This window comes from Pseudomonas sp. TE3728, from assembly GCF_056279145.1.
The window spans coordinates 2,681,623-2,705,644 of record NZ_JBWBQT010000001.1; the positions used below are offsets into that span (position 1 = coordinate 2,681,623).

Here is a 24,022-nt window from a genome sequence, read left to right on the forward strand (position 1 = left end):
AAAAGGCCTCGCAACTGCGAGGCCTTTTACTTGGGCTTCAATCTGTTCAACTCTGTGGCCTCAGTCCCTGAGAAAGTCCGAACATGAACAGTAACAAATCATGATCGGGTTGAGTGGCCACGGGTGCCTTGGCAACCCGGGGCAACGGACAATGCGCGTCACCGTGCACGGAGCTGAGGACTTGCGTGCGGGGTTGCTCCCAGGCAGCCACCGCCAATGAAGCAACTGCCAAGGCTCCGGCTAAAAACAAACCTCGTGCAATTTCGAGTTTCATTGTTATAAGCCTTTGATAGCGCTGCCAAACGCCGTCTCATAAAAATAGACGAGTTTTTTCCAGTCCGTATCGCTGAACGACGAGTGGCGACGCAGTTGCTTCAGGTCATGGGCCGCCGCTTGATGGGGGGTCAAGCGCTGCCGACATTTTTCCAGATCGATCAACGCCACCTCGACCTTGGCTGACTCGCCTTCGCCGGTGACCCTCACGAATACATGCTTGATGTAGATACAGCCGTGTTGCCAACGGCCCTTGTGCATGCGGGCCAGGTTGTCGGCCAGATCCTTCAACACGCGATCGTGCACCGCCTCACCGTAACGCTCGCGACCGCCACCGGCATACCAGTGTTGGATTTCCCCAAAGCCATCCAGGGACTTGGTAACCAGCAATGCGCGCCATTTGTGTACGGGATCGCGCTGCGCCCCGCAGAAAACGATTTCCGGAACACGAACGTCGAGCAGACGCAGGCCAATGAGCGCATCGCGCTCGCGCAACACCGTCGGCCGGCCGAACGGGTGTAACGCGCTGCGATAGATATGCCCGGTTTGACGCTTGGTATAGAGCAGCTGTCCATTACTGCCCATAACGCGCTGCACGCCACTTTCGCCACCGCGACGGACATTGGGTTCTTCTACCCATTCACCGCGCAGGTTCCAGAAGTAGTCGAAGCAGTCCTGAGAAGCCACTTCTGTTTGTGCTGCACATTGCATGGCCATCTTGTTACCTCTTGCGTAATACGTATACCCGCCACATGGCATAAAGCGGTAAAAAATCCAGTTGTTCCTGGATCCGAAAACCCGCCTGCTCGAATTCTTTTTCAACCGTGGCGGCCGGTAACACAAATCGATTCTGGTAACCCCCCTGCACACGCCTTTCCTCGGCACGCCTGCGTTTCCAGGCCTTGAAATTGCCGTCTACCCACAACGAAACAATCACGCTGTCACGGGTGACGCGCTCGAATTCACGCAGAATGGCCAGTCGATGCTCGGCTTTACCGATGTGATGGAGCAAGCGCATGCAGAAGATGCTGTCGACGGCGTTATCGGGCAAGGCAATGTCGAATGCAGATGTGTGCAAGGGTTTGTACCCGTTTCACCACGTCGGCGGGTTGTGCCTGCATGGCAGTCTTCAACATGGACTCCGAGTTGTCGGCCCCAATGATGATACGGTTGTGTTTCTCCGCCAGCAGCGGCCAGAAACGCCCCGCACCGCACGGCAAATCGAGGACTAACCCAGGCTCACTGGCCAGGGTCAGCGCTTTTCGCGCCAGTTGTTCGTCACGCCAGTGGGACAGTCGGCGGCTGGGACCTTCCTGATGCTTGCGCAAATATTTCTGGGCGTGTTGATCGTCGTACTTTTCGGAAAAATCGAGTTTGATCGGGCGAGCCATCACTGCAGTCTCCTGAACTTCTGATGACCACCACCTTAAGTTGCGTCGTGTCAGTGTCAGGTCGTGCCTTTGTGAAAAAATTGTCATGTAAAACCCGGAATTATTTCAGGGTTTTACAGGGCCAATTCAGGATCTTTTCGTTTTTCCTTCAGATCAAAGACGGACTCAAATCCACCTGAAAGCGGCAACCATTGGGTTCCATGTTGGTCAGGCTGACGTTCCAGCCCTGGTTCTCGCAAATCCGTTGCACCAGCGATAGCCCCAGCCCCAGGCCCTCGCCGCGTTTCTCGTTGCCGCGTACGAAAGGCTCGAACATCGCCTCGCGTTTTTCCTCGGGAATGCCGACTCCACTGTCCTCGACCACGAACCCTGTATCCGTCAGGGCGAGGCGAATGTAACCGTGCTCGGTGTAATGCAGCGCATTACGCAACAGGTTGCCCATCACCGCATGCAAAAGGGTCGCGTTATAGCGGGTGTCCGGCGGATTGCCCGGCTCAAAGTTCAGCGTCAGGTCCTTGGCTTCGATCGGCTCGCGCCATTGAGAAAGTAGCCCGTCGGCCACTTGGCTCAGGGTCTGCTGGGGAGCCATGCTGGCGTCTTCATGTTGAGCGCGAGCCAGCATGAGGAAGGTTTGCACCAGCTCGCGCATCTCGGCACACGCACGGGCAATTCGCTCCACCTGAGCACGGCCGCGCTGATCGATACCAGGGTTTTCCAGCAACAGTTCACAGGAACTGGCCAACACCATCAACGGCGTGCGCAGCTCGTGACTGACGTCACTGGTGAACAATCGCTCACGGGTCAATGCTTGACGCAAACGCCCAAGGGTGGCGTCGAAGGCCACGGCCAGCTCGCCCACTTCATCGGCGGCATAGTCCGGCGCCAGTGGCGGCGCCAGGCCCAGCAATTGATCGCGATGACGCACCTGACGGGCCAGTCGCACCACCGGCGCCATGACCTTGCGGGCCAGCACCCAGCCCAGAAATACCGCCAATGCCAGGCTCAGTACGAAACCCACCAGCACCACGGCAAACAGCACCCGCTCACGCTCTTCGAAATCGCTCTGGTCCTGCATCAGCACGTAACGCCGACCGTCAACGATTTCAACCATCGCGTGATATGACAGCTGCTCGCGAAAGACTTCATGAAAGCCTGAGTCCAGGTGCCGCAAATCCTTGGGTAATTCGAAGTCGCCCGGGCCGCCGCTGAAATAGAACAGCTGGTCCGGCTCGGGACGGTGGCTCCAGTCCGACACGCTGTCCATCAGCAACAGGCGTTGCAAATCGCCGCCCAGACCTGCCGAAATCAGTTTCTCTTCCATCAGGTGCACGGTCGCCACAATGCCCATGGCGAAGGCTCCCGCCACCAGCGCGCTCATCAACGCAAAGGCGATGATGATCCGTTGCGCAAGGCTCTGTTTAAACTCCATCACGGCCCTCGGCCAAGCGATAACCGACGCCATGCACCGTGTGCAGTAAGGGCTTGTCGAACGGCTTGTCGATCACCTGACGCAGTTGATGGACGTGGCTGCGCAGGCTGTCGCTGTCCGGGCAGTCATCGCCCCACAGGGCTTCCTCGAGGACCTCGCGGCGTAACACATGGGGGCTTTTCTGCATCAACACAGCCAGCAGCTTCAGGCCCACCGGGTTGAGTTTCAACAGGCGGCCTTCGCGCGTCACTTCCAGGGTATCGAGGTCGTAGCTCAGATCGCCTACCTGCAAGGCACGGCGACCGCCCCCTTGGGCACGGCGCATGACCGCCTCGATCCGCGCGGCGAGTTCGGACAGGGCAAAGGGTTTGATCAAATAGTCGTCTGCACCGGATTTGAAGCCTTGCAAACGGTCATCCAGTTGATCGCGGGCAGTGAGCATGATCACTGGCGTGTCGCGGCGGGCGTCTTCGCGAAGACGTTTGCACAGGGTGTAGCCGTCGATGCCGGGCAGCATGATATCGAGCACGATCAAATCGTAATGCTCGGTGGCCGCCAGGTGCAGGCCCGACAAACCGTCCTGCGCGCAATCCACGGTGTAACCCTTGAGCCCCAGATAATCGGCCAGATTGGCCAGGATATCGCGGTTGTCTTCAACCAATAGAATTCGCATCGGCACCTCCTCCGTACACAGTAACGGCTGTCTTGGCGCGCAGCTTAAGGCCAAGTGTGGCTCAGGGATAGGGTGGCGTGCAGGGGTAAATCCGACAAAAAAAACCTGAAACGGCCTTAACAACTTTTTCACCATCGATTCACAGGCTGACGACAGAGGCGTGTTCAGACTCCCGCGGTTGTGCTCTTCAGAACATTTCACCCACCAAGGAATTGCCATGGCTTCGACCGCTGCCCGCCCCGCTTCCAGGCCACTGAATGCCTGGCTATGCCTGGGAGTGCCCGCCATTGCGGCGATCACCCTGCTGTTGCTCGAACTGACCTCCCTGGACATGGACCTTGCCAAGCGGTTCTATGACCCAGTGGCAGGCGAGTTCATAGGGCGGCACAGTTACTTCCTGGAAAACATCCTGCATGACCGGGCCAAGCAAGTGGTCATCGCCTTCTCGGTGTTCGCCATTCTGGGCTTCATCGGTTCCTTTTTCATGGACAGGCTCAAACCATTCAAGCGTGAACTGGGTTGCCTGGTGTTGTCTCTGGCACTGGCAACCTCGTTCGTCACCCCGGTCAAAGCGGTGACGGCGGTGCAATGCCCATGGAGCCTGGAGCAATTCGGCGGGCACGAAACCTACAGCGAACTGCTCAGCCCTCGCCCGCACACCGACAAGCCGGGCCGCTGCTGGCCGGGTGGCCATGCGGCAACCGGTTTCACGTTGTTCGCACTGTTCTTCGTGTTGCGCGACCGTCGCCCGCGTCTTGCACGCATGGCGTTTATCTTTGCCTTCGCGTTGGGTTCGGTGTTTTCCATCAGCCGGATGATGCAGGGTGCGCACTTCTTTTCGCACAACGTGTGGACGGCGATTTTCTGCTGGTTGATTTGTTTGGGGGCGTATTACTACATCCTTTATCGACCGGCTTCCAAGGTTGAGCGGGAAAGTGAGGCAGAACCGGTCAGCGCCTGAAGAAAGATCAAAAGATCGCAGCCTTCGGCAGCTCCTACAGGGTGATGTGTCCACATGTAGGAGCTGCCGAAGGCTGAGATCTTTTGAGGTTGATATTAAGACGGGCAATAAAAAACCCCGCCGGCTTAACGCCGGCGGGGTTTTTATGTACGGGGTAAGGCTGGCTTACATCATGCCGCCCATGCCGCCCATACCGCCCATGTCTGGCATGCCGCCGCCAGCTGGGCCGTCTTCCTTGATCTCAGCGATCATGGCTTCGGTGGTGATCATCAGGCTGGCAATCGACGAAGCCGCTTGCAGAGCCGAACGAGTCACTTTAGCCGGGTCCAGGATACCCATTTCGATCATGTCGCCGTATTCGCCGGTAGCAGCGTTGTAACCGTAGTTACCCGAACCCTGCTTGACCTTGTCGACTACTACGCTTGGCTCGTCGCCGGAGTTGGCAACGATCTGACGCAGTGGCGCTTCAACAGCGCGACGCAGCAACTGGATGCCAACGTTCTGGTCATCGTTGTCGCCTTTGAGCTCGGAGATAGCCTGCAGAGCGCGAACCAGTGCCACGCCGCCGCCAGGTACCACGCCTTCTTCAACGGCTGCACGGGTAGCGTGCAGGGCGTCTTCAACGCGGGCTTTCTTCTCTTTCATTTCAACTTCGGAACCAGCGCCAACCTTGATCACTGCAACGCCGCCGGACAGTTTGGCCAGACGCTCTTGCAGTTTTTCACGGTCGTAGTCGGACGAAGTATCAGCCACTTGCTGACGGATCTGCAGAACGCGAGCCTGGATGTCAGCCTCAACGCCGGCACCGTCGATCACGGTGGTGTTTTCTTTGGACAGGATCACGCGCTTGGCATTACCCAGGTGTTCCAGGGTAGTGCTTTCCAGGCTCAGACCGATCTCTTCGGAGATAACGGTACCGCCAGTCAGAACAGCGATGTCCTGCAGCATGGCCTTGCGACGGTCGCCGAAGCCTGGAGCCTTGACGGCTGCGACTTTAACGATGCCACGCATGTTGTTCACAACCAGAGTCGCCAGGGCTTCGCCTTCAACGTCTTCGGCCACGATCAGCAGTGGACGGCCGGCTTTGGCAACGGCTTCCAGTACTGGCAGCATTTCGCGGATGTTCGAGATCTTTTTGTCGACCAGCAGGATCAGCGGACCGTCCAGCTCGGCGGTCATGGTCTCTGGCTTGTTGACGAAGTACGGGGACAGGTAGCCACGGTCGAACTGCATGCCTTCAACAACCGACAGTTCGTTTTCCAGGCCCGAGCCTTCTTCAACGGTGATCACGCCTTCTTTACCGACTTTTTCCATGGCTTCGGCAATGATGTCGCCGATGGAGCTGTCGGAGTTGGCCGAGATGGTGCCGACCTGAGCGATGGCCTTGGTGTCAGCGCAAGGCTTGGACAGGGCTTTGAGCTCTTTGACGATGGCGATGGTGGCTTTGTCGATACCGCGCTTCAGGTCCATCGGGTTCATGCCGGCAGCGACGGCTTTCAGGCCTTCATTGACGATCGATTGAGCCAGAACGGTAGCGGTGGTGGTGCCGTCGCCTGCGTCATCGTTGGCACGGGAGGCAACGTCTTTGACCAGCTGCGCGCCCATGTTTTCGAAGCGATCTTTCAGCTCGATTTCTTTGGCAACGGAAACGCCGTCCTTGGTGATGGTCGGAGCGCCGAAGCTTTTCTCGATGATCACGTTACGGCCTTTAGGGCCCAGGGTCGCTTTTACTGCGTCAGCCAGGACGTTGACACCGGCGAGCATTTTCTTGCGGGCGGAATCGCCGAATTTAACTTCTTTAGCAGCCATGATCGATATTCCTTAAATACTTTGTAGTAGCGGGAAAATGAGCGGGGAATCAGCCTTCGACAACAGCGAGAATCTCGTTCTCAGCCATGATCACCAGGTCTTCGCCGTCGACTTTCACAGTGTTGCTGCCGGAGTAAGGGCCGAACACAACCTTGTCACCCACTTTCACGGCCAGCGCACGCACTTCACCGTTGTCCAGCACTTTGCCTGGGCCTACAGCGAGGACTTCACCCTGGTTTGGCTTTTCAGCAGCCGAACCTGGCAGGACGATACCGCCAGCGGTTTTCTTTTCTTCTTCGCTGCGACGGATGACGACGCGGTCATGCAGAGGACGAAGCTTCATTGTCGATCTCTCCTAATTGTGGTTTTCATCGGCCGGTGTAGTCCCGGCGGGTTTAACAAATCCGGCGGCGCCGGGTGCGGTTCGTCAAGCGAACCGCGGAAGTCTGTCTGGCGCAATTGCCAGAAACCTTGCGGTGACCGTTACATAAGGGCGCACAAGCTTATTTCAAGGGCGGGGAGCGAAAAATTTTTATCTCAATGCCCTGAAAATGAACACGGCACCCGAAGGTGCCGTGTCGATGGAAGTGTTACTTGGAATCGCGGTGTTCGAACTCGCCTTCGATCACATTGGGCTCACGGCCCAGTGGCTGCTGCGGAGCAGGACCGCCCCGTGGCTGAAGGTCATCGGCGAACGCACGCTGACGCATCGCTTGTTCCTCGGCGCGCAGACGCATTTTGTTGGCCAGCAGTCGACGAGAGATCGGCAGCAACATGATCAGGCCCAGCACGTCGGTGACGAAGCCCGGCAGGATCAACAGACCGCCAGCCAGGGCCAGCATCAGGCCTTCGAGCATGGTCTGGGCCGGCAGCTCGCCGCGGTTCAGGCTTTCACGGGCGCGCAGCGCAGTAGCCAGACCGGCGATGCGCAGCACGAACACGCCGAGCATCGAGCCGAGAATAACCAGCAGCAGGGCCGGGAAAAACCCGATCGCCCCGCTGACCTTGACGAATACGAACAGCTCCAACACCGGGAACAGTACAAAGAGCAACAAAAAAGGGCGCATCAAATGGTTCCTCAACGCAAGAATACCTTGCCAGTTTTCCTTAGATGACGTCGCCGTTTCGTGAATTCAAGCGTCGGCCACTTCATTTTTCGGCCAATGCTCGGCGTGAGCCAGGAAAACCAAGGCTTCCCGGACTTGTGTCGGCGTATTACAGGGCGTTTGAAACGGTAGCCAGTAAAGTCCCTGACCGATGCGCAAGTGCATGCCTTCGGTGTCGATGCCGGCCAATTGCGCCGGTGCAGTTTTCGGTAGCCCCGCCAGCTCGACGTAGTGGGCGATGGCTTTGGCGTGATCGGCATTCATGTGCTCGACCATGCTCACTTCGGCCTTGCCGGAGAACGGGTTGGCGAGGGTCAACTGATCGATCCAGTGGATCGCGCCAAAGCCACCGATGTAGCGGTGACGTACCTCGTTGAGCACCCAGAAATCGAAATCATGGGCCTTGTGATAGTTCTGCGAATCGGGGAAATAGCGGTAGTAACGCTCGGCGGCCGCCTCGATAGCAGCGGGGTCTTGAAGCTTTTCTGCCTCGGCGAGGTAAGTCAGGCGACCAACGGCTTGTATGTCTTCGGCTTCACGCTCACCCACCAGCAGCGAACATTTCGGATCTTTCTGCAGGTTGTGAGTGTGCTGAGCGATGCGGCTGATAAGGATCAGCGGCCGGCCCTGCTCATCCAGGCAGTAGGGAACCACGGAGCCAAACGGAAAACCGGGCATCGCTTTGGAGTGCGTCGAGAGCACTCCACGGTATTCCTTGAGAAGCAATTCTCGGGCATGCTTAGCCACTACAACGCTCAATTTATGACTCCTTATATAGAATCCGTCAAAAAAACGGACAGGCGCCTGGGTAAAGTTCCAGCACGCCATAGGGGCAGTTCTCATGTGCAGCCAGGCCATATCAGGCTCAGATCGAGAGGCTCTCTAGAATAGAAGGAAAACCACTCCGAACTGCTATGGGGCTATGCGAATGCAACTCACTGACAAAGTAATCATTATCACCGGCGGTTGCCAGGGTTTAGGCCGCTCCATGGCCGAGTATCTCGCAGGCAAAGGCGCGAAGCTGGCGCTGGTGGACTTGAATCAGGAAAAACTCGACGCTGCCGTCGCGGCTTGCAAAGCCAAGGGTGTCGAGGCTCGTGCCTACCTGTGCAACGTCGCCGATGAAGAGCAAGTGACCCATATGGTCGCCCAGGTGGCAGACGATTTCGGCGCGATCCATGGCCTGATCAACAATGCCGGCATTCTGCGCGATGGCCTGCTGCTGAAGGTCAAGGACGGCGAAATGACCAAGATGAGCCTGGCCCAATGGCAGGCAGTCATCGACGTCAATCTGACCGGTGTGTTCCTGTGCACCCGTGAAGTCGCGGCAAAAATGGTCGAGCTGCAAAATAGCGGCACGATCATCAATATCTCGTCGATTTCGCGCGCCGGCAACGTTGGCCAGACCAACTACTCCGCGGCCAAGGCCGGTGTCGCTGCGGCGACCGTGACCTGGGCCAAGGAACTGGCACGCTACGGCATTCGCGTGGCGGGCATTGCCCCGGGTTTCATCGAAACCGAGATGACCCTGAGCATGAAACCGGAAGCGCTGGAGAAAATGACGTCCGGGATTCCGCTCAAGCGCATGGGCAAACCCGAAGAGATTGCCCAGTCGGCCGCCTACATTTTCGAGAACGACTACTACACCGGTCGGATTCTGGAATTGGATGGCGGGTTGCGGATTTAAAGCAAGATCAAAAGATCGCAGTCTCGCTTCGCTCGACAGCTCCTACAAGTGTAAGCCTATCCATGTAGGAGCTGTCGAGCGAAGCGAGGCTGCGATCTTTTCAGCGAATCAATCGTCGCTGATGGTGATGTTCGGCATCGCTGGCGTCGCCGCTTCCTGCAACACAATCCGCGCGCCGACATGGCGGGCCAGTTCCTGGTAAACCATCGCGATCTGGCTGTCCGGCTCGGCGATCACCGTTGGCTTGCCGCCATCGGCCTGTTCGCGGATCAGCATCGACAGTGGCAACGAAGCCAACAGTTCGACACCGTACTGGTTGGCCAGCTTCACACCGCCCCCCTCACCGAACAGATGCTCGGCATGCCCGCAGTTGGAGCATATGTGCACGGCCATGTTTTCCACCACGCCCAGCACCGGGATGTTGACCTTGCGGAACATCTCCACGCCCTTGCGCGCGTCCAGCAATGCCAGATCCTGTGGGGTGGTCACGATTACCGCACCGGCTACCGGGACTTTCTGCGCCAGAGTCAGCTGGATATCGCCGGTGCCTGGCGGCATGTCGATGACCAGGTAATCCAGATCGCCCCAGGCCGTTTGCGTGACCAGTTGCAACAAGGCGCCGGAAACCATCGGCCCGCGCCAGACCATCGGCGTGTTGTCGTCGGTCAGGAACGCCATGGACATCACTTCGACGCCATGGGATTCAATCGGAATGAACCACTTCTGATCCTTGACCTTTGGTCGGGTGCCTTCAGGGATGCCGAACATGATGCCTTGGCTCGGGCCGTAGATATCCGCGTCGAGAATCCCGACTTTGGCGCCTTCGCGAGCCAGCGCCAGCGCCAGGTTGGCGGCCGTGGTGGACTTGCCCACGCCACCCTTGCCGGACGCCACAGCCACGACGTTCTTGACGTTGGCCAACCCCGGAATCTGTGCCTGGGCCTTGTGCGCGGCAATCACACTGGTGATCTCGACGCGCGCGGTGACGACGCCGTCCAGGCCTTCGATGGCCAGTTGCAACAACTGCGCCCAGCCGCTTTTGAACAAACCGGCGGCATAGCCCAGCTCCAGCTGGACGCTGACGCGATCACCCTGGATGTCGATACCGCGCACGCATCCGGCGCTGACCGGGTCCTGGTTCAGGTAAGGGTCGGTGTATTGGCGAAGGACGGCTTCCACCGCTGCGCGATTGACGGCGCTCATGGGCAACTCCGATAGCAAGACTGGAAAATCAGGCGCGTATCGTACCTGTTCTGATGGTTTGGCGGGATGTTCAAAAGATCGCAGCCTTCGGCAGCTCCTACAAGTTCGGCGCAATCCCTGTAGGAGCTGCCGAAGGCTGCGATCTTTTAATGGCATCCCCCATTCGATCATCGGAGGAAACAACCTCACGGGGTGAAAAATATGCGCCAGCGCTTTATAGTGGCCGACCTCCGTTTCATCAAGTAGCCGAGCCCCATGTCCGAGCCACGCAAGATCCTCGTCACCAGCGCCCTGCCCTATGCCAATGGTTCGATCCACCTCGGCCATATGCTGGAATACATCCAGACCGATATGTGGGTGCGCTTCCAGAAGCATCGCGGTAACCAATGCATTTATGTCTGCGCCGACGACGCCCACGGTTCGGCCATCATGTTGCGCGCGGAAAAGGAAGGCATCACCCCGGAACAACTGATTGCCAACGTCCAGGCCGAACACAGCGCCGACTTTGCCGAGTTCCTGGTGGACTTCGACAACTTCCACTCCACTCACGCCGAAGAAAACCGTGAGCTGTCGAGCCAGATCTACCTGAAGCTGCGCGACGCCGGGCACATCGCCACGCGCTCGATCACTCAGTACTTCGACCCGGAAAAGAAAATGTTCCTGGCCGACCGCTTCATCAAGGGCACCTGCCCGAAATGCGGCACCGAAGACCAGTACGGCGACAACTGCGAAAAATGCGGTGCGACCTACGCGCCGACCGATCTGAAGGATCCGAAATCGGCCATCTCCGGTGCCACGCCGGTGCTCAAGGATTCCCAGCACTTCTTCTTCAAGCTGCCGGACTTCCAGGAAATGCTGCAAGCCTGGACCCGCAGCGGCACTTTGCAAGAGGCCGTGGCCAACAAGATCGCCGAATGGCTGGATGCCGGCCTGCAACAGTGGGACATTTCCCGCGATGCGCCGTACTTTGGCTTCGAGATTCCCGACGAGCCGGGTAAATATTTCTACGTGTGGCTGGACGCGCCAATCGGCTACATGGCCAGCTTCAAGAACCTCTGCGCCCGCCGTCCGGACCTGGACTTTGACGCGTTCTGGGGCAAGGATTCCACCGCCGAGCTGTACCATTTCATCGGCAAGGACATCGTCAACTTCCACGCCCTGTTCTGGCCAGCCATGCTTGAAGGCGCCGGTTTCCGCAAACCGACCGGCATCAACGTACACGGCTACCTGACCGTCAACGGCCAGAAGATGTCCAAGTCCCGTGGCACGTTCGTCAAGGCGCGGACTTACCTGGATCACCTGTCGCCGGAATACCTGCGCTACTACTACGCCGCCAAGCTTGGCCGTGGTGTCGACGACCTGGACCTGAACCTCGAAGACTTCGTGCAGAAGGTCAACTCCGACCTGGTTGGCAAAGTCGTCAACATCGCCAGCCGTTGCGCCGGTTTCATCCATAAAGGCAACGCCGGTGTACTGGTAGCCGGCAACGCCGCGCCGGAACTGACCGACGCCTTTTTGGCCGCAGCGCCAAGCATTGCCGATGCCTATGAGGCTCGCGACTTCGCCCGTGCCATGCGCGAAATCATGGGCCTGGCCGACCGCGCCAACGCCTGGATCGCCGACAAGGCGCCGTGGTCGCTGAACAAACAGGAAGGCAAGCAGGATGAAGTCCAGGCCATATGCGCCTTGGGCATCAACCTGTTCCGCCAACTGGTGATTTTCCTCAAACCGGTACTGCCGCTGCTGGCCGCCGATGCCGAGGCGTTCCTGAACGTCGCCCCGCTGACCTGGAACGATCACGCGACCTTGCTCAGCAACCATCAGTTGAACGAGTTCAAACCGTTGATGACCCGCATCGACCCGGTAAAAGTACAAGCCATGACCGACGCCTCGAAAGAAGACCTGACCGCCAGCGCAACCGACACCGGCGAAGCTGCGCCCGCCGGCAACGGTGAACTGGCCAAGGATCCGCTGTCGCCAGAGATCGAGTTCGACACCTTTGCCGCTGTAGACCTGCGCGTTGCGCTGATCGTCAAGGCCGAAGCCGTGGAAGGTGCCGACAAATTGCTGCGCCTGACCCTGGACATCGGTGACGAGCAACGCAACGTGTTCTCCGGGATCAAGAGCGCTTACCCGGACCCGTCCAAGCTCAATGGTCGCCTGACTATGATGATCGCCAACCTCAAGCCCCGCAAAATGAAATTCGGGATCTCCGAAGGCATGGTGATGGCAGCCGGCCCTGGCGGTGAAGAAATCTATCTGCTGAGCCCCGACAGCGGCGCCAAGCCGGGTCAGCGCATCAAGTAAGGCTCGATCCGCTGGACCGATCCCACAGTCGTGCCTGGCATGACTGTGGGTTTTTCATGTCTGGCCCATACTATCTCTCAACTCCGGCCTCACTTTGTAGGAGCTGTCGAGTGAAACGAGGCTGCGATCTTTTGACCTTGTGTTTAAAAAACAAAGTCAAAAGATCGCAGCCTGCGGCAGCTCCTACGGATTTAACCCAGCAGCCCAACGATGTGTGGATACGGACGCTTCAGGTAGACCGATCATGACCGAACTGCTTTTAACGCTTATCAGCGCTGCCCTGATCAACAACCTTGTGTTGCACTGGCCGCTGGGCGTCGATCCGGTGCTGGGCAGCGAGCGGCCGCAGGTCCATGCGCTGGGCATCGCGACGACGTGTCTGATGCTGATCGTCGGCGCACTTGGCTATGTGCTCTACCACTGGCTATTAGTGCCATTGGGGCTGACGTCGCTGCGTCTGTTCGTGTTCCTGCCGTTGAGCGTTCTGCTGATCGCCCCCCTGCTGAAGCTGCTTTCACGGTTATTGGCGAAGCTTTCATTCGATGGCCTCTGGCCCCTGCTGCTGGGGAATGCCGGCGTGCTTGGGCTGACGTTGCTCAACGCTCAAGACGACAAGGGAATTTTGCACGCCGTAGCCCTGAGCCTTGGCGCCGGGCTGGGTTTCTGGCTGGTGCTGAGTCTGTTCAGCGACTTGCGCCAGCGCACACTCGACAACGATATCCCCCTGCCCTTTCGCGGCCTGCCGATCGAATTAATCGGCGCCGGATTGATCGCAGTGATTTTTCTCGGATTCAGCGGGCTGATCAAAACATGAGTCTGATTCAACGCATCGACGCCCTCTTGCCGCAGACCCAATGCGGCAAATGTGGTCACCCCGGATGTAAACCCTACGCCGAAGGCATCGCCAGCGGCGAGCCGATCAACAAGTGCCCACCGGGTGGCAGCGAAACCATTGCGGCCCTGGCCGACCTGCTGAAAGTGCCAGTGCTGGAACTGGACGTCAGTCGCGGCTCGGCACCAGCGCAGATCGCTTACATCCGTGAAGCCGAATGCATCGGCTGCACCAAGTGCATCCAGGCCTGCCCGGTCGACGCCATTGTCGGCGCGGCGAAATTCATGCACACGGTCATCGTCGACGAATGCACCGGTTGCGACCTCTGCGTGGCGCCCTGCCCGGTGGACTGCATCGAGATGCATCCGTTACCGCTGGCCACGGTGCTGCCGATTGTCGGCGGGCTGGCGTTCAGCCCGGAGGAACAACAGGCTCGGGCCGCCAAGCGCAATCACGCGCGACGCCGATTCGAACAGCGCAATGCCCGTTTGCATCGCGAAGAGGAACAGAAACTCGCCGAACGCCAGGCCCGTGCCCAACGCGCCGTGCAGCACAGCGAAGTGACGCTCGACCCGGTTCAGGCTGCACTCGAGCGCGTCCGCGCACAGAAAGCCGACAATGCCGATGCGGCACTGAAAAAGGCCAAGGTCGATCTGGCGATGAGCCGGGCGCAACTGAACAAATCGCTCAAGGCCTTTGGGCATCCACCCACCTTCGAACAGCAATCGCAACTGATCGTGTTGCAACAGCAGTTCGAAGCCGCCGAACAGGCGCTGGCGCAACTGGAGAGCAGCGCACCGCTGGTCTCTGCGCCACCTGCCCTGGCAAAAGATGCCGAACTGAAACGGGCGAAGATCCAGTTGGCCATGCGCCGCGCCGAACTCAAGAAAGCTCAAACAAGCGAGGCACCGCCCGAACAGATCGAAGCGTTGCAACGTGCGCTCAGCGAAGCCGAGCGTCAGGTGGATATCTATGCCACCTCTTGAATCGGTGGACGAACGCCTTCAACAGGCCATGAAGCTGGTATTGCTGGCCACTGTGCCGGGGATGCTGATGTTGTTCTGGCTGTACGGTTGGGGGGTGTTGATCAACCTGATTCTGGCGGCTGCCACCGCCCTGGCCGTTGAGGCAGCGGTGTTGCAGCTGCGCAAGCAACCGGTAAAACCGACATTGAGCAACGGCAGTGCGCTGGTCAGCGCGACGCTGTTGGCGCTAGCCTTGCCGCCTTATTGTCCGTGGTGGCTGACAGTCAGCGCTGCGGCGTTCGGACTGTTTTTCGGCAAGCACTTGTATGGCGGCGTCGGCAAGAATCCGTTCAATCCGGCGATGCTCGGTTTTGCGCTGGTCCTGGTGATGTTTTCCCAGCCAATGACCCATTGGCCGGCGTCCCATGGCATGGATTTGTTCGGTGGGCTGCAACAGGTGTTCGGTTTCAGCTTCGGCCAGGCACCCGATGCGTGGGCCCAGGCTACGGCGCTGGACAGTCTGCGAATCAACAAAAGCCTGACCATGGACGAACTGTTCGCCGGCAATCCGGCATACGGCCGTTTTGGCGGCCGAGGCGTGGAATGGGTCAACCTGGCGTTTCTGGTTGGCGGTGCGTTTCTGCTACAGCGGCGGGTATTCAGTTGGCATGCGCCGGTCGGCATGCTCGCCAGCCTGTTCGTCATCAGCCTGTTGTGTTGGAACGGTACGGGCTCCGATTCTCATGGCTCGCCACTGTTTCATCTGCTCACCGGCGCGAGCATGCTGGGTGCCTTCTTCATCGTGACGGAACCGATATCCGGTGCAAAAAGCCCCATGGCCCGATTACTGTTCGGCGTAGGCGTGGGATTGCTGACTTACCTGATTCGGACGTGGGGCGGGTATCCGGACGGCGTGGCCTTTGCGGTTTTGCTGATGAACCTCTGTGTACCGGCGCTGGAACGGTTTGCGGCGTCCAGACAGGAACAGGTTGCCCCATGAACCGAGCGACGAGCGTTGTGATTCTGGTAGTGCTGGCAGGCTTGGGGATGGGCGCGACTTACCTCGTGCAGCACACCAGTGCCGCGCGCATTGCCGCCGAACAACGCCTGATCGACAGCCGCCGGTTACTGGATCTGCTACCGCCCGACAGCTACGACAATCAGCCACTGGAACACCCCCTCGGTCTCGAAAACACTCGCCTGGCCAACAGCACACTGCTGGGTGGCTATCTGGCGTCCAAGGCCGACCAACCGAGCGCCGTGTTGCTGCGCAGCCAGACTCTGGGCTACGCCGGCTCCATCGAATTGCTGATCGCCATCGACCGCCAAGGCAAGTTAGTGGGGGTCAAAACCCTCAAGCAATCGGAAACCCCGGGGCTGGGCGGCAAGCTCGCCGACTGGCCCAATGCCTGGCTTGAGGTGTTTACCGGCAAGTCTCTAACCGACCCCGATGACAATGGCTGGGCCTTGAAGAAGGACCAAGGGCAATTCGATCAGATCGCGGGCGCAACCATCACCTCAAGAGCAGTGATCAATGCTACCCATGACGCGTTACGCTACTTCGACGAACACCGGCAACCGCTGATCGGGAGCAGCACCCATGAATAAGTCATCGACCCTGAAAAACTCGCTGATGCTTACACCGTTGATCGGCGTTACGGATTCATTGGTAACGGCCCTGGGCCTGTGGCTGATGTTTGCTCTGGTATTCAGTGCTTATGGTTTAAGCATGGGCGTTTTGCGCTCGCGACTGATGCCGACAACACATTTGCTGGCATGCCTGCTGCTGGCCGCCACGCTGACCAGTTGCGCGGAACTCGCCATGCAAGCCTGGTCGCTCCAATGGCACCAGCAGCTGGGTTTCTACGCAGGATTGATAGCTTTGCAATGCGTCGTGCTGGAACACAACGGTTTTTTCCAGAGCCCACCGCGTGATCGACTGCGTCTGTGTGGCTTGTTCGGCGCCTTGATGGTGGGCTTGGGTCTGCTGCGCGAGCTCATCGGCAACGGAACACTCGGTAGCCATCTTCCCTGGATGGCCGGTGCCACGCAACCGGACTGGCAAGGCTGGACGCTGATCGTCGACGGTGGCCTGCATCTGGCCACACTGGCCCCTGGCGGGTTTATTCTGCTGGGACTATTGATCGCCGCACATCAAGCCTGGACCCGCCGCCCGGCGGCATCACATTGACCGCCTTTTCGAGGAAACGCATCGCCCATGAATGCCGCAAAACGTCTTGAAATTTTCCGCAGGTTTCACGAAGACAACCCTGAACCGAAGACCGAACTGGCCTACTCCTCACCGTTCGAATTGTTGATCGCCGTGATTCTCTCGGCGCAATCGACCGATGTCGGCGTGAACAAGGCCACCGCCAAACTGTTCCCGGTGGCCAATACGCCAGCGGCGATCCATGCCTTGGGCGTCGAAGGGCTGTCGGAGTACATCAAGACCATCGGCCTGTTCAACAGCAAAGCGAAAAATGTGATCGAAACCTGTCGCTTACTGGTGGAGCGCCATGGAGGTGAAGTACCGCAGACCCGCGAGGCACTGGAGGCTTTGCCCGGCGTCGGTCGCAAGACCGCCAACGTGGTGCTCAATACCGCCTTTCGTCAGCTGACCATGGCCGTGGACACTCACATTTTCCGGGTCAGTAACCGTACCGGCATTGCTCCGGGCAAGAACGTGGTCGAGGTGGAGCAAAAACTGATGAAGTTCGTGCCGAAGGAATATCTGCTCGACGCCCATCACTGGCTGATTCTCCATGGGCGCTACGTTTGCCTGGCCCGCAAGCCGCGGTGCGGCAGCTGCCGGATCGAGGATTTATGCGAATACAAGCAAAAGACCTCGGACGATTGAGGCTCTATTAGTTTTTTTGATTGATCGATTGAAAAAATCTTTTTTACCCGCCGGGAAATTGTCGATATAAGGAGCGCCAAAGGGCAGCCTTAGCCTGGAGTTAACCTTATGAGCACTGGCAAAGAGCAATTGGACGTAGAAGACGACTTCACCCCCGTTGAGGCCGATGACGCAGAGCCGGTAGTGGAAGTGGCAAAGACCAACCTGAGCAAACGCCGCACCATCGACAACCTGCTGGAGGAGCGCCGACTGCAGAAGCAATTGGCCGATTACGATTTTGACTTATGACACTTAAAAGCCTCCCGAAACGGAGGCTTTTTACTAAGTGCCGCCCCCTGACAAACACCTGTTCATCGCGCCAAATGCCGGCAGCTTCATACCAGGCCGTTGCGCTGGGCCAATTCAATCAGGTCGACCAGTGAGCGAGCATTGAGCTTTAACAGAAGACGAGTCTTATAAGTACTAACGGTTTTATTGCTGAGGAACATTCCGTCGGCGATCTCCTTGTTTGTCTTTCCTCGGGCCAATTGTTGCAGGACCATCATCTCTCGCCCGGACAAACGATCCACCATATCAGCTTCACTGGCGTTCCCAAGACTGGAACGCACGGTATGCAGAGCCTGATTAGGAAAGTAGCTGTAGCCTGACAGCACGGCTTTTATTGCACTGAGCAACTCAGTGAGATCCTGTTGTTTGCAAACATACCCGGCGGCACCCGATTGCATACAACGCATGGAAAAATGCCCTGGCGCCTGGGATGTCAATATCAGTACTTTAAGAGGCATCGCCGTTGATGTCAGGCGCGCGATAACTTCCAACCCATCCAGTTTCGGTATTCCAATATCCAGTATGACAATATCCGGCATAAGATCACGGGCAAGTTGTAATGCGTCCACACCATTATCTGTTTCTGCAATGACTTCGTAGCCATGACGTTCCATTAGCATACGTACCGCGAGACGAATGACGGGGTGATCATCCACGATCAGCACTTTATTCATGGGCAAGTCCAATTTTCGCTGTTCGAATTTTTAGAGCCCGCACCATAGCCTAGTCGTTTCACCCATGGCACGCCGTCACCCTCGGCCACTCGCAGCGAGAGACATAGCCTACAAACAACACGGATTATTCCTACAAAAAATCATTGCCATACGAAGAAACAGAGATTTTACTGACCTACTATTGTTCAGTGCTTCGACAGTTTTTTGTATCGACTTACAACCAAAAAACGACAAAAAAAACAGAGTCGACGCATTAATCTACGATGCGCCGACTATTGAGCTACCCTTAAAAGTAACGGGTATTTTCCAGTACCTTCTTGCGCAATCTGGCTCAACAATCGAAAAAGCTCACACACCGTAACACTTGACCAATAACATAGCACCATCAAAACAATTAAACAGCCATACCCGAGCCTGCAACAATACAGCTACTATAACAACCTCACCACTCCAATAAAAACAGCTCAATACAACAGCAGAACAATCTGATATTAGTTATTACGACCACAAACCAATAGAGAAAAGACAATATTTAATGAGCATACAATATGATAAAACTCAAAAAAAGAATCACCAACCCCATGACAATTATTGCCATATTTGCAGCACTGTCTGAAACATCGGCCGCCGTCTCCCTCCCCTTTCTCGACAATGAGGAGAGGGAACTCTATGTGTGGTTCCTGATCAGTTTTCCCTTTTACTTGCTTTTTCTTTTCTTCGTTACTCTCAACTTCAACTATCGATCGCTTTACGCGCCCTCCGATTTTATGAAGGGAAAGCATTTCATAAAAGCCATGGAGAACATTCATCATCCGAGTAACAGCCCATCCAGCGTCGCGCCCGAAAGCTCGACCCAGCACCATGTAAACCTGCCTGCCCCCCTAAAGGACCTGCACATCGTTGATGCACGGTGGATACACAAAAAAATGGCGTTCAGCGCCCTGATGGAGAGCATTCAATACCCTGCGGACAATCCCGCACAAGTGATCGTATTTCTCACGTGTACCGATTCGGATAAATTGCTGAAGGCAAACACGCTCAAACATTGGAAACACATAAAGAAACGCAACAGCGCAACGTTCTGTATTTCTTACAATTTGAGCTCACAGGGCGTGACGATTATGGGCTAGGTATTGAACTGTCGCACATCAGAAAGGCAGCCCTTGAAGCAGATCAAGGACAGGAAGCAGAAGGAACGGTCAGCGGAAACAAGAAGAAAGCGAAACGCTATATGCAGCAGCCCCTCTTTCAAATTTGTGGCCTTGTCATCAACAAGGCCACAAATTGATTACCGACTCAAAGGTCTCAGAAAAGCTTGCGGCCCTTGTTCGCCGCGATACGCATGCGCAAGGCGTTGAGCTTGATGAAGCCCGCCGCATCCGCCTGGTTGTAGGCGCCGCCATCTTCCTCGAAGGTCGCGATGTTGGCGTCGAACAACGACTCGTCGGACTTGCGGCCGGTGACGATCACATTGCCCTTGTACAGCTTCAGGCGCACTACGCCGTTCACGTGGGCCTGGGAAGCATCGAACATCTGTTGCAGCATCAGACGCTCAGGGCTCCACCAGTAACCGGTGTAGATCAGGCTGGCGTATTTAGGCATCAGCTCGTCTTTGAGGTGAGCCACTTCGCGGTCCAGGGTGATCGATTCGATCGCGCGGTGAGCGCGCAGCATGATGGTGCCGCCCGGGGTCTCGTAGCAGCCGCGGGACTTCATGCCGACGTAGCGGTTTTCGACGATGTCCAGACGGCCGATACCATGTTCGCCACCGATACGGTTCAAGGTCGCCAGCACGGTGGCCGGGGTCATTTCGACGCCGTCTAGTGCGACGATGTCGCCGTTACGGTAGGTCAGTTCCAGGTACTGCGGTTTGTCAGGAGCGTTCTCCGGGGAGACGGTCCAGCGCCACATGTCTTCTTCGTGCTCGGTCCAGGTGTCTTCCAGCACGCCGCCTTCATAGGAGATGTGCAGCAGGTTGGCATCCATCGAGTACGGGGATTTCTTCTTGCCGTGGCGCTCGATCGGGATGTTGTGCTTTTCAGCATAATCCATCAGCTTTTCACGGGAGAGCAGGTCCCATTCGCGCCACGGAGCGATCACTTTCACACCTGGCTTCAAAGCGTAGGCGCCCAGTTCGAAACGAACCTGGTCGTTGCCCTTGCCGGTCGCGCCGTGGGAAATGGCGTCAGCGCCGGTTTCGTTGGCGATTTCGATCAAGCGCTTGGCGATCAACGGACGAGCGATGGAAGTACCCAGCAGGTACTCGCCTTCATAAACGGTGTTGGCGCGGAACATCGGGAACACGAAATCGCGCACGAATTCTTCACGCAAATCGTCGATGTAGATTTCTTTTACGCCCATGGCCTGTGCCTTGGCGCGGGCCGGTTCGACCTCTTCGCCCTGACCCAGGTCAGCGGTGAAGGTCACTACTTCACAGTTATAAGTATCCTGCAGCCACTTGAGGATCACCGAAGTGTCCAGGCCGCCGGAATACGCCAGAACGACCTTGTTTACGTCCGCCATGCCATCACTCCACGGGGTTCTACGGAAAGCCGTCAAGTCTACCGCTCATGCAGAATAATTTACAGAGGCGCGACAGCTTATGACGACGAAGCGACAGATTATGTCGAGCGAGCGACGATTTCAGCGAGTTCAGGAGGTCTTCGCGCTGCCCACGGAAGCAGTGGCTGGAGGCGCCGGTTGCTCGGTCGGCGCTACCCGTTCAAGGCGTACGGCGACCCGGCGGTTTTTCGCCCGATTGGCGGCGTTATTGTTCGGCGCCAGAGGATAGCGCTCACCATGAAAACGCAGGGTGATCTGCGATTCCTGGATACCATTGGCCTTGAAGAAATCCATCACGGCCAGCGCCCTGCGTCGCGACAATTCGCGGTTGGTCAGGCGATTGCCGCTGTTGTCGGAATGGCCATCGAGTTCGATGTGGTTGACCGTCGGATCGGCTTTCATGAATTCCAGCATGACCTGCAAATGAGCCTTGGCTTGGGCGTCAAGATCGATACCCTCCCCCGGAAAGCCGATTTCGGATTGCTTCACCTGCTCGAAATTCTGCGGCAGCAACTTGGCCACGCACCCCTGATAGTCACTGTAGGCCTTGCTGAATTTGACCGGCAGCAGGCGGACTTCAGATACCCGCCCCTCGCCCGAGGAGTGTCGAACCACTGGGCTGCGACCGTCCAGCAACCCGCTGATCAGGCGCCCGGCCTGAACTTGCGAGCTGTTGAACAGCACGTTGCCACTGCCCATTCGCACCGACCCCAGATTGATGTCACCGCGCCCCGGCTGCCATGGCGCAGCGGCCGCCAGCAAGGTCGCGGAACCACCACCGATCATCGAGTTGTAGGCCTTCAAGCGAAATGTCGCCTGTTCGCCGGCACGACGCACGAACTCTCCCGAGCCGAAATCGGTGATGGGTTGAGTCAGGCGGCATTCGAACTTGTCACCTTCGACCGTCCACTCGATGCTCTCCAGACGGGTCTGGAAAGTGAGCGCCATCGCAGGAAGGCTGGCAAACACACTGAGCAAGGCTAAATAACGCTGGCGCACGGGAGGCTCCACTGGCTTGTGCAACAAAAAGACCGACACACATATTTACGGCATACCTGTTGGATATCGGAAGCTTGCTGCAAAACTTGATAGCGAGTGCCTGCAAGAGTCTTTTCCGGTAGCATTCCCCTGAGTTTGACCCGCCTGGAATCCCCTCATGTCCGACCGCCTGACCCTGCTGCGTCCCGACGACTGGCATATTCATCTTCGCGATGGTGCTGTGTTACCCAATACCGTCGCGGATGTCGCGCGCACCTTTGGTCGCGCCATCATCATGCCCAACCTGGTACCGCCGGTGCGCAACGCGGCTGAAGCCAATGGCTATCGCCAGCGGATTCTCGCCGCGCGTCCGGCCGGCAGCCGTTTCGAACCGCTGATGGTTCTGTACCTGACCGACCGCACCCAGCCCGAAGAAATTCGTGAGGCCAAGGCCAGCGGTTTCGTTCACGCCGCCAAGTTGTACCCGGCCGGCGCGACCACCAACTCGGACTCTGGCGTCACCAGCATCGACAAGATTTTCCCTGCACTCGAGGCCATGGCCGACGTCGGGATGCCCTTGTTGGTTCACGGTGAAGTCACCCGTGGCGATGTCGACGTTTTCGATCGCGAAAAAATCTTCATCGACGAGCACATGCGTCGAGTGGTCGAGCGTTTCCCGACCCTCAAAGTGGTGTTCGAACATATCACCACCGCTGACGCCGTGCAGTTCGTCAACGAGGCCTCGGCCAACGTTGGCGCTACCATCACCGCGCATCACCTGCTGTACAACCGCAACCACATGCTGGTGGGCGGGATTCGGCCGCACTTCTATTGCCTGCCGATCCTCAAGCGCAATACTCACCAGGAAGCCCTGCTCGACGCCGCCACCAGTGGCAGCGACAAGTTCTTCCTCGGCACCGACTCGGCGCCCCATGCCCAGCACGCCAAAGAAGCGGCTTGCGGCTGTGCCGGTTGCTACACCGCTTATGCCGCAATCGAGATGTATGCCGAAGCCTTTGAACAGCGCAACGCGCTGGACAAGCTTGAAGCCTTCGCCAGCCTCAATGGCCCGCGTTTCTACGGGCTGCCGGCGAATACCGATCGCATCACCCTGGTCCGCGATGAGTGGACCGCCCCAACCAGCCTGCCGTTTGGCGAGCTGACTGTAATCCCGCTGCGCGCCGGTGAAAAACTGCGCTGGCGCCTGCTGGAGGAACACGCGTGAGTGAAGACCATTTCGACGACGAACAGGACGGTCAAGGCAACGGAGGTGGTCCTCGTCATCCAATGGCTGCCAGATTCCGTGGTTACCTGCCGGTTGTCGTCGACGTAGAAACCGGTGGCTTCAATTCGGCCACCGATGCCCTGCTGGAAATTGCGGCGACCACCATCGCCATGGACGAAAAAGGCTTTGTGTATCCCGATCACACCTACTTCTTCCGCGTCGAGCCATTTGAAGGCGCGAACATCGAAGCGGCCGCTCTGGAGTTCACCGGGATCAAGCTCGATCACCCGTTGCGCATGGCCGTGAGTGAAGAAGCAGCCCTGACTGATATTTTCCGCGGCATCCGCAAGGCCCTGAAAGCCAACGGCTGCAAACGGGCGATTCTGGTCGGGCACAACAGCAGCTTCGATCTGGGCTTCCTCAACGCCGCTGTCGCACGCCTGGACATGAAACGTAACCCGTTTCATCCATTTTCCAGCTTCGATACCGCGACCCTCGCTGGTCTGGCCTACGGTCAAACCGTATTGGCCAAGGCCTGTCAGGCAGCCGATATCGACTTCGACGGTCGCGAGGCTCATTCGGCTCGCTACGACACCGAGAAGACTGCCGAGCTGTTCTGCGGCATCGTCAATCGCTGGAAACAAATGGGCGGTTGGGAAGATTACAACGACTGATCTGTTACTAATCGGTGGCGAGGGAGCTTGCTCCCTCGCCACCGATGAACAGAATGGGTTTATCCCGCCCATAAAAAAACCGGCCTTAT

Annotated in this window: 25 protein-coding genes and 1 pseudogene; 13 read left to right on the forward strand and 13 right to left on the reverse strand. The window is 57.7% G+C overall.

Annotated features, from left to right (window positions below; genetic code table 11):
* Positions 1-46: 46 nt before the first annotated feature.
* The 5 genes and pseudogenes from ACZ89R_RS11425 to colR all read right to left on the reverse strand — a co-directional run bounded on the left by ACZ89R_RS11425 (position 47) and on the right by colR (position 3,766).
* Positions 47-274 (reverse strand): hypothetical protein, encoded by a 228-nt coding sequence (locus ACZ89R_RS11425; RefSeq protein ID WP_026331876.1) that lies wholly within the window; start codon positions 272-274, stop codon positions 47-49.
* 2 nt (positions 275-276) lie between these two features.
* Entirely contained in the window at positions 277-990 is a 714-nt protein-coding gene (locus tag ACZ89R_RS11430; RefSeq protein WP_429545744.1) for a lipopolysaccharide kinase InaA family protein, read from the reverse strand.
* Positions 991-994: 4 nt separating this feature from the next.
* Positions 995-1,664: pseudogene (locus ACZ89R_RS11435) on the reverse strand (class I SAM-dependent methyltransferase).
* 148 nt (positions 1,665-1,812) lie between these two features.
* Positions 1,813-3,093 carry a sensor histidine kinase gene (locus ACZ89R_RS11440; protein ID WP_429545742.1) on the reverse strand — a complete coding sequence of 427 codons (1,281 nt, stop codon included), beginning with the start codon at positions 3,091-3,093 and terminating at the stop codon, positions 1,813-1,815.
* Positions 3,083-3,766, reverse strand: a complete 684-nt coding sequence (gene colR, locus ACZ89R_RS11445) for a two-component system response regulator ColR (RefSeq protein ID WP_008069526.1) — start codon at positions 3,764-3,766, stop codon at positions 3,083-3,085. The genes ACZ89R_RS11440 and colR overlap by 11 nt, the downstream gene beginning before the upstream one ends.
* A 217-nt stretch (positions 3,767-3,983) precedes the next feature.
* Between colR and ACZ89R_RS11450 the strand changes: the two genes are divergently transcribed.
* Positions 3,984-4,727 carry a phosphatase PAP2 family protein gene (locus ACZ89R_RS11450; protein ID WP_429545741.1) on the forward strand — a complete coding sequence of 248 codons (744 nt, stop codon included), beginning with the start codon at positions 3,984-3,986 and terminating at the stop codon, positions 4,725-4,727.
* A gap of 165 nt (positions 4,728-4,892) precedes the next feature.
* Here ACZ89R_RS11450 and groL read toward each other — a convergent pair whose 3' ends face one another.
* The 4 genes from groL to ACZ89R_RS11470 form a co-directional block, all read right to left on the reverse strand.
* On the reverse strand, positions 4,893-6,536 hold the full coding sequence (groL, locus tag ACZ89R_RS11455) for a chaperonin GroEL (RefSeq protein WP_008155543.1): 1,644 nt from the start codon (positions 6,534-6,536) through the stop codon (positions 4,893-4,895).
* 49 nt (positions 6,537-6,585) lie between these two features.
* Positions 6,586-6,879 carry a co-chaperone GroES gene (locus tag ACZ89R_RS11460; protein ID WP_429545740.1) on the reverse strand — a complete coding sequence of 98 codons (294 nt, stop codon included), beginning with the start codon at positions 6,877-6,879 and terminating at the stop codon, positions 6,586-6,588.
* 247 nt (positions 6,880-7,126) lie between these two features.
* On the reverse strand, positions 7,127-7,603 hold the full coding sequence (locus ACZ89R_RS11465; RefSeq protein ID WP_123500746.1) for an FxsA family protein: 477 nt from the start codon (positions 7,601-7,603) through the stop codon (positions 7,127-7,129).
* A 66-nt stretch (positions 7,604-7,669) separates the two neighbouring features.
* Entirely contained in the window at positions 7,670-8,401 is a 732-nt protein-coding gene (locus ACZ89R_RS11470) for a HugZ family pyridoxamine 5'-phosphate oxidase (RefSeq protein ID WP_429545739.1), read from the reverse strand.
* A 169-nt stretch (positions 8,402-8,570) separates the two neighbouring features.
* Here ACZ89R_RS11470 and ACZ89R_RS11475 point away from each other — a divergent pair, with 169 nt between their 5' ends.
* The gene (locus ACZ89R_RS11475) at positions 8,571-9,329 is read left to right on the forward strand and encodes an SDR family oxidoreductase (protein WP_429545738.1); all 759 of its coding nucleotides are present in this window, start codon (positions 8,571-8,573) and stop codon (positions 9,327-9,329) included.
* A gap of 108 nt (positions 9,330-9,437) precedes the next feature.
* On the opposite strand, the gene apbC is transcribed toward ACZ89R_RS11475, so the two are convergent.
* Positions 9,438-10,532: an iron-sulfur cluster carrier protein ApbC gene (apbC, locus tag ACZ89R_RS11480; protein WP_123500752.1), complete on the reverse strand. Its 1,095-nt coding sequence runs from the start codon at positions 10,530-10,532 to the stop codon at positions 9,438-9,440.
* Between the two features lie 255 nt (positions 10,533-10,787).
* Here apbC and metG point away from each other — a divergent pair, with 255 nt between their 5' ends.
* The 8 genes from metG (at position 10,788) to ACZ89R_RS11520 (ending at position 17,781) form a co-directional block, all read left to right on the forward strand.
* The gene (metG, locus tag ACZ89R_RS11485) at positions 10,788-12,839 is read left to right on the forward strand and encodes a methionine--tRNA ligase (protein WP_008069514.1); all 2,052 of its coding nucleotides are present in this window, start codon (positions 10,788-10,790) and stop codon (positions 12,837-12,839) included.
* A 244-nt stretch (positions 12,840-13,083) separates the two neighbouring features.
* Positions 13,084-13,653, forward strand: coding sequence for an Rnf-Nqr domain containing protein (locus tag ACZ89R_RS11490; protein WP_429545737.1), 570 nt, complete (start codon positions 13,084-13,086; stop codon positions 13,651-13,653).
* Complete coding sequence (rsxB, locus tag ACZ89R_RS11495; RefSeq protein ID WP_429545736.1) at positions 13,650-14,657, forward strand: electron transport complex subunit RsxB; 1,008 nt, start codon at positions 13,650-13,652, stop codon at positions 14,655-14,657. Before ACZ89R_RS11490 ends, rsxB begins: the two co-directional genes overlap by 4 nt.
* Positions 14,644-15,636, forward strand: coding sequence for an RnfABCDGE type electron transport complex subunit D (locus tag ACZ89R_RS11500; RefSeq protein ID WP_429545735.1), 993 nt, complete (start codon positions 14,644-14,646; stop codon positions 15,634-15,636). The genes rsxB and ACZ89R_RS11500 overlap by 14 nt, the downstream gene beginning before the upstream one ends.
* The gene (locus ACZ89R_RS11505) at positions 15,633-16,244 is read left to right on the forward strand and encodes an RnfABCDGE type electron transport complex subunit G (RefSeq protein ID WP_429545734.1); all 612 of its coding nucleotides are present in this window, start codon (positions 15,633-15,635) and stop codon (positions 16,242-16,244) included. Before ACZ89R_RS11500 ends, ACZ89R_RS11505 begins: the two co-directional genes overlap by 4 nt.
* Positions 16,237-16,827 carry an Rnf-Nqr domain containing protein gene (locus ACZ89R_RS11510; RefSeq protein ID WP_429545733.1) on the forward strand — a complete coding sequence of 197 codons (591 nt, stop codon included), beginning with the start codon at positions 16,237-16,239 and terminating at the stop codon, positions 16,825-16,827. Before ACZ89R_RS11505 ends, ACZ89R_RS11510 begins: the two co-directional genes overlap by 8 nt.
* A 27-nt stretch (positions 16,828-16,854) precedes the next feature.
* Entirely contained in the window at positions 16,855-17,493 is a 639-nt protein-coding gene (nth, locus tag ACZ89R_RS11515; RefSeq protein WP_007938911.1) for an endonuclease III, read from the forward strand.
* Between the two features lie 108 nt (positions 17,494-17,601).
* Positions 17,602-17,781 carry a PA3496 family putative envelope integrity protein gene (locus tag ACZ89R_RS11520; RefSeq protein ID WP_007898493.1) on the forward strand — a complete coding sequence of 60 codons (180 nt, stop codon included), beginning with the start codon at positions 17,602-17,604 and terminating at the stop codon, positions 17,779-17,781.
* Positions 17,782-17,867: 86 nt separating this feature from the next.
* On the opposite strand, the gene ACZ89R_RS11525 is transcribed toward ACZ89R_RS11520, so the two are convergent.
* Positions 17,868-18,494: a response regulator transcription factor gene (locus ACZ89R_RS11525; protein ID WP_008069501.1), complete on the reverse strand. Its 627-nt coding sequence runs from the start codon at positions 18,492-18,494 to the stop codon at positions 17,868-17,870.
* Between the two features lie 548 nt (positions 18,495-19,042).
* On the opposite strand from ACZ89R_RS11525, the gene ACZ89R_RS11530 reads away from it, so the two are divergent.
* Positions 19,043-19,624, forward strand: a complete 582-nt coding sequence (locus ACZ89R_RS11530) for a hypothetical protein (RefSeq protein WP_429545732.1) — start codon at positions 19,043-19,045, stop codon at positions 19,622-19,624.
* Between the two features lie 175 nt (positions 19,625-19,799).
* On the opposite strand, the gene ACZ89R_RS11535 is transcribed toward ACZ89R_RS11530, so the two are convergent.
* Positions 19,800-21,017, reverse strand: coding sequence for an argininosuccinate synthase (locus ACZ89R_RS11535; protein ID WP_429545731.1), 1,218 nt, complete (start codon positions 21,015-21,017; stop codon positions 19,800-19,802).
* Positions 21,018-21,146: 129 nt separating this feature from the next.
* Complete coding sequence (locus tag ACZ89R_RS11540) at positions 21,147-22,055, reverse strand: flagellar protein MotY (protein ID WP_429545730.1); 909 nt, start codon at positions 22,053-22,055, stop codon at positions 21,147-21,149.
* Positions 22,056-22,212: 157 nt separating this feature from the next.
* On the opposite strand from ACZ89R_RS11540, the gene pyrC reads away from it, so the two are divergent.
* Positions 22,213-23,259: a dihydroorotase gene (gene pyrC, locus ACZ89R_RS11545; protein WP_192345602.1), complete on the forward strand. Its 1,047-nt coding sequence runs from the start codon at positions 22,213-22,215 to the stop codon at positions 23,257-23,259.
* A complete protein-coding gene (gene rnt / locus ACZ89R_RS11550; protein ID WP_008069497.1) occupies positions 23,256-23,933 on the forward strand; it encodes a ribonuclease T in 678 nt (225 codons plus the stop codon). Before pyrC ends, rnt begins: the two co-directional genes overlap by 4 nt.
* The last annotated feature ends 89 nt before the right edge of the window (positions 23,934-24,022 follow it).